The sequence below is a fragment of the Streptomyces sp. 549 genome, from assembly GCF_030124175.1.
GTDB lineage: Bacteria > Actinomycetota > Actinomycetes > Streptomycetales > Streptomycetaceae > Streptomyces.
In genome coordinates, this window is record NZ_JASKMT010000033.1 from 25018 (window position 1) to 37757 (window position 12740).

General features: G+C 71.9%; 10 protein-coding genes. 2 read left to right on the plus strand and 8 right to left on the minus strand.

Going from position 1 to position 12740, the window contains the following annotated elements; all coding sequences use genetic code 11:
• The first annotated feature begins 10 nt into the window (after window positions 1-10).
• The gene (locus QNO07_RS24855; RefSeq protein ID WP_283994650.1) at window positions 11-973 is read left to right on the plus strand and encodes a hydrogen peroxide-inducible genes activator; all 963 of its coding nucleotides are present in this window, start codon (window positions 11-13) and stop codon (window positions 971-973) included.
• 114 nt (window positions 974-1087) lie between these two features.
• Here the strand turns inward: QNO07_RS24855 and QNO07_RS24860 are convergent, their stop codons facing one another.
• From QNO07_RS24860 to QNO07_RS24880, 5 genes are all read right to left on the minus strand, one after another.
• Window positions 1088-1354, minus strand: a complete 267-nt coding sequence (locus QNO07_RS24860; protein WP_283994651.1) for a type II toxin-antitoxin system antitoxin — start codon at window positions 1352-1354, stop codon at window positions 1088-1090.
• Window positions 1351-2328: an SPFH domain-containing protein gene (locus QNO07_RS24865; protein WP_502961930.1), complete on the minus strand. Its 978-nt coding sequence runs from the start codon at window positions 2326-2328 to the stop codon at window positions 1351-1353. The genes QNO07_RS24860 and QNO07_RS24865 overlap by 4 nt, the downstream gene beginning before the upstream one ends.
• A gap of 171 nt (window positions 2329-2499) precedes the next feature.
• On the minus strand, window positions 2500-4863 hold the full coding sequence (locus QNO07_RS24870; RefSeq protein ID WP_283994652.1) for an FtsX-like permease family protein: 2364 nt from the start codon (window positions 4861-4863) through the stop codon (window positions 2500-2502).
• Window positions 4860-5564, minus strand: coding sequence for an ABC transporter ATP-binding protein (locus tag QNO07_RS24875; protein WP_283994653.1), 705 nt, complete (start codon window positions 5562-5564; stop codon window positions 4860-4862). The genes QNO07_RS24870 and QNO07_RS24875 overlap by 4 nt, the downstream gene beginning before the upstream one ends.
• Window positions 5561-6085 (minus strand): PadR family transcriptional regulator, encoded by a 525-nt coding sequence (locus QNO07_RS24880; protein WP_283994654.1) that lies wholly within the window; start codon window positions 6083-6085, stop codon window positions 5561-5563. Before QNO07_RS24880 ends, QNO07_RS24875 begins: the two co-directional genes overlap by 4 nt.
• A gap of 285 nt (window positions 6086-6370) precedes the next feature.
• Here QNO07_RS24880 and QNO07_RS24885 point away from each other — a divergent pair, with 285 nt between their 5' ends.
• Complete coding sequence (locus QNO07_RS24885; protein ID WP_283994655.1) at window positions 6371-8161, plus strand: alpha/beta hydrolase; 1791 nt, start codon at window positions 6371-6373, stop codon at window positions 8159-8161.
• Here QNO07_RS24885 and QNO07_RS24890 read toward each other — a convergent pair.
• The 3 genes from QNO07_RS24890 to phoH2 all read right to left on the minus strand — a co-directional run bounded on the left by QNO07_RS24890 (window position 8155) and on the right by phoH2 (window position 12499).
• On the minus strand, window positions 8155-9630 hold the full coding sequence (locus tag QNO07_RS24890) for an AI-2E family transporter (protein ID WP_283994656.1): 1476 nt from the start codon (window positions 9628-9630) through the stop codon (window positions 8155-8157). The two genes, QNO07_RS24885 and QNO07_RS24890, sit on opposite strands and share 7 nt — an antisense overlap.
• A gap of 202 nt (window positions 9631-9832) precedes the next feature.
• Window positions 9833-10570 (minus strand): aggregation-promoting factor C-terminal-like domain-containing protein, encoded by a 738-nt coding sequence (locus tag QNO07_RS24895; protein ID WP_283994657.1) that lies wholly within the window; start codon window positions 10568-10570, stop codon window positions 9833-9835.
• Window positions 10571-11176: 606 nt separating this feature from the next.
• A complete protein-coding gene (gene phoH2, locus QNO07_RS24900; protein WP_283994658.1) occupies window positions 11177-12499 on the minus strand; it encodes an RNA 5'-3' helicase PhoH2 in 1323 nt (440 codons plus the stop codon).
• Window positions 12500-12740: the final 241 nt, after the last annotated feature.

Genomic DNA, 12740 nt, shown 5'->3' on the forward strand with positions numbered 1-12740 from the left:
AGCACCTGCCGTGAGCAAATTCCGCCAGCCCAGCCTTTCGCAGCTCAGAGCCTTCGCCGCGGTCGCGGAACATCTTCACTTCAGGGAAGCCGCCGCCGACATCGGCATGAGCCAGCCCGCCCTGTCCGGCGCCGTCGCGGCGCTGGAGGAGTCGCTGGGGGTGCAGCTGCTGGAGCGCACCACTCGCCGGGTGCTGCTCTCCCCCGCCGGGGAACGGCTCGCCGCGCGGGCCCGCACGGTGCTGGAGGCGGTCGGCGAACTGCTGGAGGAGGCCGAGGCCGCCCGGGCGCCGTTCACCGGTGTGCTGCGGCTGGGCGTCATCCCGACCTGTGCGCCCTACCTGCTGCCCACCGTGCTGCGGTTGGTGCACCGCAGCTACCCGGAGCTGGACCTCCAGGTCCACGAGGAGCAGACGGCCTCGCTGCTGGACGGCCTCACCGCCGGGCGCCTGGACCTGCTGCTGCTCGCCGTGCCGCTGGGCGCGGCCGGGTCGCACGGCATCGCCACCATGCCGCTGTTCGACGAGGACTTCGTGCTGGTGCTGCCGCGCTCGCACGAGCTGGCCGGCCGCCGGGACATCCCGCGGGCGCGGCTTCGGGACCTCGCCCTGCTGCTGCTCGACGAGGGCCACTGCCTGCGCGACCAGGCGCTGGACATCTGCCGTGAGGCCGGACGCAGCGACGGCGTGCCGGTGACGACGACGGCCGCCGGCCTGTCCACGCTGGTGCAGCTGGTGGCGGGCGGCATGGGTGTGACGCTGCTGCCGCGGACCGCGTTGCGGGTGGAGACCGGGCGCAGCGAGTCGCTGGCCACCGGGCGCTTCGCCGCGCCGGCCCCGTCCCGGCGGATCGCGCTGGCCATGCGGTCGGGCACGGCCCGGCAGCAGGAGTTCGAGGCCTTCGCCGACGCGCTGCGGCAGGAACTGGCGGTACTGCCGGTGCGCCCGGTGGACGCTTCGGGGCGCGAGGGCTGAGCAGCGGCGCGGGCAAGCGCCGAGTAGCCGTACTCATCCCCGGTCGGGGGCCGCCGGGTGAGACTGCTGCGGTGCTTCCCCTTCGGGCCAGGACCCGCACCGCGGGAGGCACTCCTACTCTCCCTGCGGCTCGCCACTCACCGGAGCGTCCTCCTCCGGTGTCGCGGGCCGGGCCGGGGGCCGGCCGCGGCGCGGGTGCGGGCGGGCCTCGCGGGGCAGCCGGCCGGCGTCGGCCAGCGCCCGGCGCAGCAGGTAGTCGACCTGCGCGTTGGTGCTGCGCAGCTCGTCCGCCGCCCACGCGGCCAAGGCGTCGTGGACGGCGGGGTCGAGCCGCAGCAGCACCTGCTTGCGGGCCGGGCGGCGGGCCGGGCGCTCGGTCACTGGTAGAGCGACCCCGAGTTGAGGACCGGCTGCGGCGCGCGGTCACCGCAGAGCACCACCAGCAGGTTGGAGACCATGGCCGCCTTCCGCTCCTCGTCCAGTTCGACGAAGTCGTTCTCGGTGATCCGGGCGATGGCCGACTCGACCATGCCGCACGCGCCCTCGACGATCTCCCGGCGGGCGGCGATGATCGCGCCTGCCTGCTGCCGCTGGAGCATCGCGGCGGCGATCTCCGGCGCGTAGGCGAGGTGGGTGAACCGCGACTCGACCACCTTCACCCCGGCGGCGCCGACCCGGGCGTCCACCTCGGCGGACAGTTGGTCGGTGATGCTCTCGGCGTTGTCCCGCAGCGACAGCTCGCCGTCCGCCTCGTACGGGTAGTTGGTGGCGATGTGGCGCAGCGCGGTCTCGGTCTGGGTGGTGACGAACTCCTCGTAGTCGTCCACCGCGAACTTGGCCTGCGCGGTGTCCTCCACCTGCCAGACGACGACCGAGGCGATCTCGATGGGGCTGCCCTTGGCGTCGTTGACCTTCAGCACCGCGGTCTCGTGGTTGCGGACCCGGGTGGAGATCTTGCTGCTGCTGGTCAGCGGGTTGACCCAGCGCAGCCCGTCGGTGCGCAGCGTGCCGACGTAGCGGCCGAAGAGCTGGATGACCCTGGCTTCACCGGGCGCGACCATCTTCACGCCGTTCCAGGCGAGCAGCGAGACCGGCACCAGCAGCACGCCCAGCACGATCAGCGGGATGCCGAGCGCGGGGGTGTCACCGGGGTCGAATCCGACCAGGACGCCGAGGACGAGCAGACCGATGCCGACGAGCGGTCCGAAGACGCCCAGCAGCAGGCCGAAGCCGCCGTTGACGCTGTGGGCGGCCTGCTCCCGGACGGGGGCCTTGGGCATCACCGGTGCGTCGACCGGCAGGTCGGCCGGGTCCACCGGGTCGTGCGCGGTGCGGTGCTGGGTGCCTTCTGACATGGGGTCCCCCGTCGCGTGCGGTCACTGAACTATCAAAGTGATAGCACATTAACGTACGCAGGAAGCCCTGACCAGTGCCGCTCACCGGTCGGGGCTCTCCCTGCGTATGGCGTCGCCGCCGGACGGGAGGCGACGCGCCGGACCGCCGGGACCGGCGCGCCCACCCGTCGCCTACTCCGTCCGGAGGCCGTCCGGCCGCATCACGCGCCACAGCGCCGGCATGCTGGCCGCGGTCACCAGCAGGATCATGCCCAGACCGGCCCCCACCAGCGGCAGGAACGCCAGCCAGTCGGTGACCGGGCGCTCGATGAGCCGCAGCAGCAGCACACCGAGCAGCAACCCGCCGCCGGTCGCCAGCAGCAGGCCCAGGCCGACGGGCACCGCGGTCTGCCACAGCACCGAGGCTCCCAGCGTGGCGCGCCGCGTCCCGAAGGCCACCAGCACCGACAACTGCCTCTTGCGTTCGCGGAGTTGCTCCATCGTGTTGACGATCATGCTGGCTGCGATGAGCAGCATGATCACGATGGCCCCGGCGAGCAGGCCGTTGCGGACGGCCGCGAACTCCGAGGAGGTGCGCTCGGAGGCGAGCGGGTACACGTGCGTACCCGGGTCACCCACCCCCGCGGTGTTGCGCAGGTGCTCCAACACGTCCGGCGCCCCCGGCACCGTGTTGATCATGGAAATCGCATACGCCGATCCCAGCTCGGCCACGTCGAGCGCGGCAGGGGTCGCGAAGACGCCGGAGCGCTTGTTGCCCGTCGGGTCGGCGATGGCGTCCACCCGGCGGGCGCCCTCGGGCACCGTCCACCACTTCGATGCGACGGCGGCAGCCTCGTCCCCTCCCTCGTCCGCGAGGTCCAGCCGGTCGCCGGGCCCGGGCAGCGAGGCGGGAGCGGCGTCGCCTTCGGCGTCGTACCGGTCGGTGGCCAGGAAGACGTCGCCGTCCCGGCAGGTGCCGATCCGCACCAGCTCCGTCAGGGTGTCGCAGCCCGCCACGACGATCGGCACGGACTCCCGGTAGCCCCCGTCGTCCGGCTTCGTGCCCTCCTGCACCCCGGCCGCGTCGACGAGTCCCAGGACCTTGCTGACCCCCTCGGTCTGCTCGTACCGGCGGATGACCTCCCGGGCCTGGGCGCCGGCGGCGACCCTCTCGCTGGCGACCACGTCGGCCCGGGTCGGGTCCTGGCCGGTCGACTGCGTCTCCCCGGCCTCCACGGCGGAGAAGAGCATCTGCAGCGCGACGGCACCGGCGACGGCGATGGTGACACCGCTGACCGCGCGGGCCGCCAGACCGCTGTTGAGCTGGAGCCGGCGGATGGCCAGCTGCCAGGACAGGCCGCCGCCGTTCAACCGGTCCACGGCACGCTCCACCACCCACGGCAGCAGCGCGGTGATACCGACCAGCGTGAGGATGACGCTGCCCGCGATGGTGTACTCGTTGACGGAGTCGCCGCTCCTCATCCGCGGACCGAACACCCCGAGCCCGCCTGCGCCGACGACCAGCGCGAGCAGGCGCCACCACAGGCGCCGACCCCGGTCGGTGCCCTCCCTGACCACGCCCAGCGGGCTCATCGCCACGCCGCGCATCGCCAGCAGCGTCACCGCCACCGCGCAGGCCGGCACCGACACCAGGACGAGCGCCGCGATCCAGCCGACCGGGGTCACGTCCGAGGGGAAGAGCGACAGGTCGTCGATGAAGGTGATCCGTCCGATGAACATCCGGCCCAGCAGGAAGAACCAGCCGCCCAGCAGCAGGCCGAGCAGCGCGCCGAACAGCGACTCGCCGGCGGCGATCCGGCGGGCCATCGCGTTGTCCGCGCCCACCAGGCGCAGCGCGGCGAGCCGGCGGTCGCGGCTCTCGCCGCCGAACCGCACCGCGGTGGCGATGAACACCGCGATGGGCATGAGCAGCACCACGACCATGACCACGACGAGCACCAGCAGCAGCGCGTTGAGTTCCTCGGCCTCGTACGGCACCCCGAACTCGGAGACGCGGACCGCCCCGTCCTCACCACCGCCACGGAGAGTGTCCGTGCCGAAGTAGAAGGCCAGCTCGGCCGGTCCCTTGAGTCCCTCGTCACCGATGACGCCGATGACCTCCGCCCCTCGGAAACGTTCCTCCAGCAGGGCGCCGCGCGGACTGTCCAGCAGGCGCTTCAGAGCCGGTGAGACGACCATCTCGCCGACCGCCGGCAGGCGGTCCACGCCCGGCGGCCGGGCCGCGTCCTCGATCGCGCCGTCCGCCCGCACCAGGCGGCCTCTCAGGTTGTCACCGCGGAACCGGGTGTCCGCGTAGTCGACGAGCACGGTGGTCTCGCCCTTGGGCACGCCCTCGCCGAACATCTCGGTCTTGCGGGCGTCGTCGCGGGCGGTGCTGGCGCTGATGGCCGACGGCACGGAGGCGGCCAGCAGCAGCACCGCCACGCCGAGGCCGACACCCACCGCGGTCATCACCGTCCGGGTCCAGCCCGACCGGCCGCCGGACGCGGCGAAGCGCGCCCCCATGGCCAGTTCCCTGGCCCACTGCTTGATCATGCCGCCCCCGCCACGCCCGCCGTGTCGCGCGCCTTGCCGTCCCGCACGACGATCTCGCGGTCGGAGTAGGCCGCGACCCGGGACTCGTGGGTGACCAGCACGACGGCGGCCCGGGTGTCCCGCGCGGCGGCGGTGAGCAGTTCCATCACCCGCTCGCCGTTCAGCGAGTCCAGCGCGCCGGTCGGCTCGTCGGCGAACACCACCCGGGGGGTGGCGACCAGCGCCCTGGCGATGGCGACCCGCTGCCCCTGGCCGCCGGACACCTGGCCGGGCCGCTTGCCCGCGACGTCGGCCACCTCCAGTCGCTCCAGCCACTCGGCGGCCTGCCGCTCGGACACCTTGCGGTCAGCGCCGGCCAGCCGCAGCGGCAGGGCGACGTTCTCCACGCAGGTCAACTCGGGCACCAGTTGGCCGAACTGGAAGACGAAGCCGAAGTCGCCGCGCCGCAGCGCGCTGCGCTCGGAGTCGGACATGGCGGACAGTTCGTGGCCCCGGTAGTGCACGGTGCCCTCGTCCGGTGTGACGATGCCGGCCAGGCAGTGCAGCAGGGTGGACTTGCCGGAGCCGGACGGCCCCATGACGGCGACGATCTCACCGGGGTGGATGGTGAAGTCGGCCCCGTCGAGCGCCTTGGTGGCCCCGTAGGTCTTGTGCACGGCGGAGGCCGTGAGCAGCGCTCCGGGCGGGCTGGCGGTGGTCATGCGCGCACCTCCTGGGCGAGCTTCTCCAAGCGGGCGGTGGTCAGTTCCAGCCACCGCAGGTCCGCCTCGAGGTGGAACAGCGCGTGGTCGCAGATGAGTTGGTCGGCGAGGTCGCCGCCGCGCTTGCGCTGCGTCAGCTCACGCATCAGCCGCAGGTGCTCGGCGCGCTGCGTGTCGAGCAGCTCGGCCGCGTCCCGGCCGGTGAGCAGCGCGAGCACGACCTTCGTGTAGAGCACGCTCTGCAGGTAGGGCTCGGGCTTCTCGGGCCGTGCCAGCCACTGCTGCACGTCGGTGATGCCGGCGTCGGTGATGGCGTAGCGCTTGCGTTCGGGGCCGTCGCCGGCCTCGATGCCGTCGACCTCGACGAGGCCGTTCTTCAGCAGGCGGGACATCGTCGAGTAGACCTGGCCGTAGTGCAGCGGCCGGTCCTGGCCGAAGCGCTCGTCGAAGGTCCGCTTGAGGTCGTATCCGTGGCGGGGGCCGGACTGCAGGAGCCCGAGCAGAGTGTGGCTGATGGACATGCCCGGCACTGTACACCACGCGTATACACGGCATGAATAGCTCTCCCGACCGCCTCCACTCGGCGCGGCGACCGCGGCGCGGGGCCGCCGCAACGGTTAAATCACAGGCCCAAGGGCTCCCGCACCCGTACGATCGGTGGTCGGAACAACCCCGGCGTGAGCGGATGCGTCCCCACTGGTGCCACGCCGGCCGAGGTCCGCCAAGGACCGGCCGACACGGCACAGGCGGCACCGAGCCTCCTCGGTGGCGAGGGGGTGAGCGACTGACAGCCCGGGAGACGTCGAATGCTCGGTACCACGGGGGAAGAGGTCCCGGTCGACACGGCCAGGACCAGACCGGGCAACCCCCTGGAACGCCACCGCGACCGGCTGGTCCGGTTCGCCCGCGCACCCTACTGGGAGCGCCCCGACGAGACCTGGCTCGTCCGGCGCTGGCCCGACCTGACGGCCACGGTCGTCGCCACCGTCTTCTTCTGGCTCTCGCTGACGCCGTCCCTGGTCCCCCGCCCCTGGTTCCTGCAGGGGACCATCGGCGGCATCACCGCCGCCATCGGTTACGCGCTCGGCTGCCTGCTGAGCTGGGTGGTGCCCGTCCTGATCCGCCGGAGGCCCACCGAGGAGACCCGGTTGCGTGTCCGGGCCCGCGCCTGGCAGGTCTACTTCGTACTCGGCATCGGCCTGACCGTGCTGCTGCTGTCGGAGAGCGCCCGGATGCAGCGCGAACTGCGCCAGCTCCAGGGGCTGCCGCCCACCCTGACCTGGCACTCCACCATGATCGCGCTGATGGCCGTCGCGATCTGCTGGGCACTGCTGCTCGCGGCACGCGGTGTGCGCGTCGGCACCCGGGAGCTGATCCGCGTACTGCTGCGCTTCGTGCCGAAGCCGGTCGCGGTGGTGGCCGGTCTGATGATCAGCGCCGTGGTGGTGCTGTTCGGCGCGAAGGACGTGGTCTTCGACCGGGGCGTGGTGGACATCGCGTCCCGCATCGCGGAGAACACCGACCAGAGCACCAAGGACGGCGTCATCCAGTCCGGTTCACGGTACGTCTCGGGAAGCCCGGAGTCCCTGATCGCCTGGGACGACCTGGGGTACCAGGGCCGCAACTTCACCGGCAGCGTGCTGAGCCGCGAGCAGATCAGCACGTTCACCGGACGGGAGGCGACGGACCCGATCCGGGTCTACGTCGGACGCGCCGGCAGCCCCGGCTTCCAGGCCCAGGCGGACCTGGCGATGGCCGAACTCGACCGCACCGGGGCCTTCCGCCGCGAGGTCCTCGCCATCGCGGGGACGACCGGCAGCGGCTGGATCGACGCCCGCACCGCGGAACCGCTGGAGTACCTGCACAACGGCGACACCGCGATCGTCGCCGTCCAGTACTCCTACCTGCCCAGCTGGGTGTCCTTCGTGGCGGACCGCGAGGAGGCCGGACGGGCCACCCGTGAACTGGTCCGCGCGGTGCGCGCCCGGGTGGACGCGATGCCGGAGAGCACCCGCCCCCGGCTGGTGGTCTTCGGTGAGAGTCTGGGCGCGACGGCCATCGAGGACTCCTTCGACGGCATCGAGGACCTGCTGGCCGGGACCGACGGCGCGCTGCTCGTCGGCCCCCCGCACTACAGCCCGATCTGGTCCGACGTGACCGCCCGCCGCGAACCCGGAAGCCCGGTGTGGCGGCCGGTGTTCGACGGGGGCCGCCACGTCAGGTTCGCGCAGTACCCGCAGCGCGACCTGCTGATGCCGCAGCCCGGCGGCTGGGAGCACCCGCGGGTGGTGTACCTGCAGAACGCCTCCGACCCGGTGGTGTGGTGGTCACCCGACCTGGCGGTGCGCCGCCCGGCGTGGCTGCAGCCGCCGCTGGGCCCGGACGTGACGCGCGAGGTCAACTGGTTCCCCTTCGTCACGTTCTGGCAGACCACCATGGACATGGCCACCTCCTACGGCGTGGAGGCCCCGCACGGCCACCGCTACGGCACCAACGCCGTGGAGGGCTGGGCGGCGGTCGTCCCGCCGGAGAGGTGGACCGACGCCGACACCATGCGTCTGAAAGCCTTCGCCGAGGCCCACGAAGCCCCCTACTGAGACCCGCTCGGCCGGTCGCCGTCCCGGGGCTGGTCGCCGCCGGAGCCGCGGGAGCCGCCGGGCTCCTCGCCGGACTCGGACGGCCGGTCAGGGGACGGCGTGCCGTCATCCTCGCGCTCCAGCACGGTCACCGCGGTGGCACCGGCCTTGGGCCCTTCCCCCGGAATCCGGGGCGGCACCGCCGGTGAGGCGTCGGCAAGCGTCGCGCCGTGGTGCCCGTGATGACCGTGATGCTGGTCCCGCTGGTCGGAGTAGGCCCGCAGGTAGGTGATGACGGTGTTCGACACGGCGACCAGCGGCACGGCGACCACCGCGCCGGGAATGCCGGCCAGCAGCGAGCCGCCCGTCACCGCCAGCACCACACCCAGCGGGTGGACCCGCACGAGCCGGCCCAGGATGAACGGCTGGAGGATGTTGCCCTCGATCTGCTGCACGATCAGCACCACGCCGAGCGCCAGCAGAGCCGTCACCAGTCCGTTGGTGACGAAGGCCACCACCACCGCCAGCGCGCCGGAGACCAGGGCGCCGACGATCGGGACGAACGCGAAGAGGAAGACGATGACAGCCAGCGGCACGGCCAGTGGCACACCGAGGAGGTAGATGCCCAGTCCGATGCCGACGGCGTCGATGAAGGCCACTATCACCGTGCCGCGTACATAGCCGGTGAGCGTCACCCAGGCCCGCGGACCCGCCCCGGCGACGCCCTCCCGGGCCGGCCGCGGCACGAAGTTGAGTGTCCACTCCCAGATGCGCCGGCCGTCGTACAGCAGGAAGAGGCAGACGAAGGCGGCGAGCGCCGCGCCGGTGAGGAACTGCACCACCAGCGTGGCGCCCTCCAGACCGGCGTTGGTGAGCTCCTGGCTGTGCTCGCCGATCCAGGAGTTGAGGTTGTCGGCCAGGTCGTTGAGCTGCTCGTCGGTGACCTGGAACGGGCTGTTCAGTATCCAGGTGCGCAGTTCGTCGACACCGCTCTGGACCTGCTTGACCAGGTCCTCCTGGTTCTCGATGACCTGCCAGACGACGAACCAGCCGATCAGGCCCATGACGGCGAACCCGCCGACGAAGCTGATCGCGGTCGACAGGCCGCGTCCCAGGCCGAGCCGCTTCAGCCGGGAGACGCTGGGCTGGAGCAGCGCGGTGATCAGCAGGCCCGCGGAGAACGCCACGATGAGCAGGCTGATGGCGCCGATCACCTGGACCAGGACCCAGATGACGCCTGCCAGCACCAGCAGCCGCCAGCCGGCCTCGGCGGCGACCCGCATGCCCCAGGGGATCACGGCGTCCGGTGAGGGCTTCTGCGGCGGCTCCTGCGGCTTGGACGAGGGGGAGAGCTCCTCCGCCTGCTCGTCCTCGCGCTGCCGCGCGACGCGCTCGCGCTCGGCCCGCTCGCGCTCCGCGCGCTCGCGGAACTCGGACACCCGGGCGGCCATGCGGGACGCACCCACCTTGAGCCGGTCAATTCGTGACATGCCGTTCCTTCACACCCGCGGTTGCCGTGTTTCTCAGGGTTCTCAGGGTTCTCAGTTTCCTCAGGGCGCTGAGGGTCCTGAGGGATTCCTGTCCCACCGAAGGACGACGGTACCCGGGCTCAGGGTTGACAACCGCCAGACGCGCGTCGCCCCCGCTCCTGGAGGGGAGCGGGGGCGATCGGCAACCGGGGCTGGTGAGCCGTCAGTACCAGTGGTTGGCCTGCCAGAACTCCCACGCGCCACAGGGGCTGCCGTAGCGTTCGTTCATGTAGTTGACGCCCCACTTGATCTGGGTCGCCGGGTTCGTCCGCCAGTCGGCGCCCGCCGAGGCCATCTTCGACGCGGGCAGTGCCTGCACCAGGCCGTAGGCACCCGAGGAGGGGTTCTCCGCCTTGTAGTTCCAGGTGCTCTCGCGCTGCACGATGTTCGAGAAGCACTGGAACTGGCCGCCGCCCACGATCTGCTGGGCCATCGCCTTGACCTCGGCGACGGTGTACGACGACTGCGGCGCGAAGCTTGTGGAGGACGGCGCGGAGGCGGTGGCGGTGCGCTCGGCACTGCGGCTCGCCGCGGCCTTCTCCTCGCGCTCCTTGGCGGCCTTCTCGGCACGCTCCTTGGCGGCCTTCTCCTCGGCAGCCTGCTTCTTCGCCGCCGCGTCCTTGGCGGCCTGCTTGCGGGCGCCTTCCTCCGCGGTCTTCTTGGCAGCCGCGTGGGCAGCGTCGGACTGGACGTCCGCCTGCTGCGTCAACGACGCGGTCTGGATCTGGATGTTGCCATCCATGGGTATGTCTGCGAGGAGCGTCGCGTCAGCGCTCGCAAGCTCGACCGGTTCGGTCGTGCCTGCCTGGCTGCCCGTGGCCACACCGACGACGGCGCCGACGGTGGTGACCGCGGTGGCGGACGCCACGGCGAATCCCCGGACCGAGATCCGAGTAGTCACACAGTTTCCTTCCACAATGCCCGCTAGGTGACCCCGCGGACGCAATCGTGCCCCTGGCGCTGGCCTCCTCTGAGCATGGTCACAGGAGACGCGGACCCGGAAGGGCTCCCGGTGACGGGAGTCCAGCGTGCTACTCGGGCGGCATACGGCGGTGACGACTGTTGAGTTGTGCGGTGGAGAACCGCGGGTGGAGCGGGTGCCGTATGCGGGGCCTGACAGGACCCACACCCTGCCGGAGTCGCCCGGGCCGTGGCAATTCTCCACGACGTGGGAAAGGTCACACGCCGTTTGGGTGCTGTGCTTTGAGGAAACGCGGGCGTAGCCCGCCGCAGTCCCGCTAGAGTGCTTCGCTCTCCGGTGCCGCCCGCGACGGACCGTCACCACACCCCCCGTACACGGTCACCCGGTTGACCATATCCGGCACTCCACCCAAAACCCTCCCGGGCGGCGGAACATGGGCAAGCCGGGTGGCACGACGCCGGAGGGAGCCGCCCGCGGGCTGCGGGCGGCTCCCTCCGCACGTCCCCGCCTCCCGGTTGCCGCCGGATGGTCGGGGCGTTGCTCAGTCGCCGGTCAGTCGCCGGTCAGTCGCCGGTCAGTCGCCGGTCAGATGTGGCCCTCCTCCAGCATCTCGGTGACCAGGGCCGCGATCGGCGAACGCTCCGACCGGTTCAGCGTGACGTGCGCGAACAGCGGGTGGCCCTTCAGCTTCTCCACCACCGCCACCACACCGTCGTACCGCCCGACCCGCAGGTTGTCGCGCTGCGCCACGTCGTGCGTCAGCACCACCCGGGAGTCCTGCCCGATCCTGGACAGCACCGTGAGCAGCACGTTGCGTTCCAGCGACTGGGCCTCGTCGACGATGACGAACGCGTCGTGCAGCGACCGGCCGCGGATGTGGGTGAGCGGGAGCACCTCCAGCATGCCGCGCGCCACGACCTCCTCGATGACCTCGCGGGACGTCACCGCCGACAGAGTGTCGAAGACGGCCTGCGCCCACGGCGACATCTTCTCGTCGGCAGTGCCCGGCAGGTAGCCGAGGTCCTGGCCGCCCACCGCGTACAGCGGCCGGAAGACCATCACCTTGCGGTGCTGCCGGCGTTCCAGGACCGCCTCCAGTCCCGCGCACAGCGCCAGGGCGGACTTGCCGGTACCGGCCCGGCCGCCCATCGACACGATGCCGATGTCGGGATCGGTCAGCAGGTCCAGGGCGATGCGCTGCTCCGCGGAACGCCCGTGGACGCCGAACACCTCACGGTCGCCGCGGACCAGCCTCACCCTGCCGTCGGCCGTGACCCGGCCGAGCGCCTTGCCCTTGCCGGACTGGAGCACCAGCCCGGTGTGCACGGGCAGCCCGTCCGCCTCCGGCACGACCGCGGTCTCCGACGCGAACAGCTCGTCGACCGTCTCGGCGGCCACCGACAGCTCGCTCATCCCCGTCCAGCCGGACTCGGTGATGGCCAGCTCCGCACGGTACTCCTCCGCCAGCAGGCCGACCGAGGACGCCTTGATGCGCAGCGGCAGGTCCTTGGAGACGACCGTGACGTCGTACCCCTCGGCCTGCAGGTTGCGGGCCACCGCCAGGATGCGGGAGTCGTTGTCGCCGAGCCGGAAACCGGCGGGCAGGATGCCCGGGTCGGAGTGGTTCAGCTCGACCCTGAGGGTTCCGCCGACGTCCCCTATCGGGATGGGTGCGTCCAGCCGGCCGAACCTGATGCGGTACTCGTCGAGCAGCCGCAGGGCCTGCCGGGCGAAGTAGCCCAGTTCCGGGTGGTGGCGTTTGGCCTCCAACTCCGTGACCACAACCACGGGGAGCACGACCTCGTGCTCGTCGAATCGCGCCATGGCCCCCGGGTCGGCGAGCAGGACGCTGGTGTCGATGACATAGGTGCGCCGGTCGTTGTCGCGGCGCTTGTTGCTGGTCACCACGGATGGACGAACCCCCTCGGAAGAGGTCGGTGCGCGACGTAGCAGTCGCAGGGGAAGAGACCGGGCCGGTCCCGCTCTGAGCGGGCCGGGCACCGGCCCTCCGCGTCCGCCGCACCGGATGTGCGGCTGTCCGTGGTGAGCAAGGGGCCTCCCGTCGGCCGGTGCCCGGAGGGGCGCCGACCTGCAGGGGGTATTCCCCTCTTGCCGCGCTCGCATGCAACGGCATATGCGAACACGTGGA

What these genes read in the sequence shown, in the direction of transcription:
- QNO07_RS24890 (WP_283994656.1), bottom strand. Translation starts at nt 9,630, where the DNA reads ATGTCACGAATTGACCGGCTCAAGGTGGGTGCGTCCCGCATGGCCGCC.
- QNO07_RS24870 (WP_283994652.1), bottom strand. Translation starts at nt 4,863, where the DNA reads ATGATCAAGCAGTGGGCCAGGGAACTGGCCATGGGGGCGCGCTTCGCC.
- QNO07_RS24865 (WP_502961930.1), bottom strand. Translation starts at nt 2,328, where the DNA reads ATGTCAGAAGGCACCCAGCACCGCACCGCGCACGACCCGGTGGACCCG.
- QNO07_RS24885 (WP_283994655.1), top strand. Translation starts at nt 6,371, where the DNA reads ATGCTCGGTACCACGGGGGAAGAGGTCCCGGTCGACACGGCCAGGACC.
- QNO07_RS24875 (WP_283994653.1), bottom strand. Translation starts at nt 5,564, where the DNA reads ATGACCACCGCCAGCCCGCCCGGAGCGCTGCTCACGGCCTCCGCCGTG.
- QNO07_RS24880 (WP_283994654.1), bottom strand. Translation starts at nt 6,085, where the DNA reads ATGTCCATCAGCCACACTCTGCTCGGGCTCCTGCAGTCCGGCCCCCGC.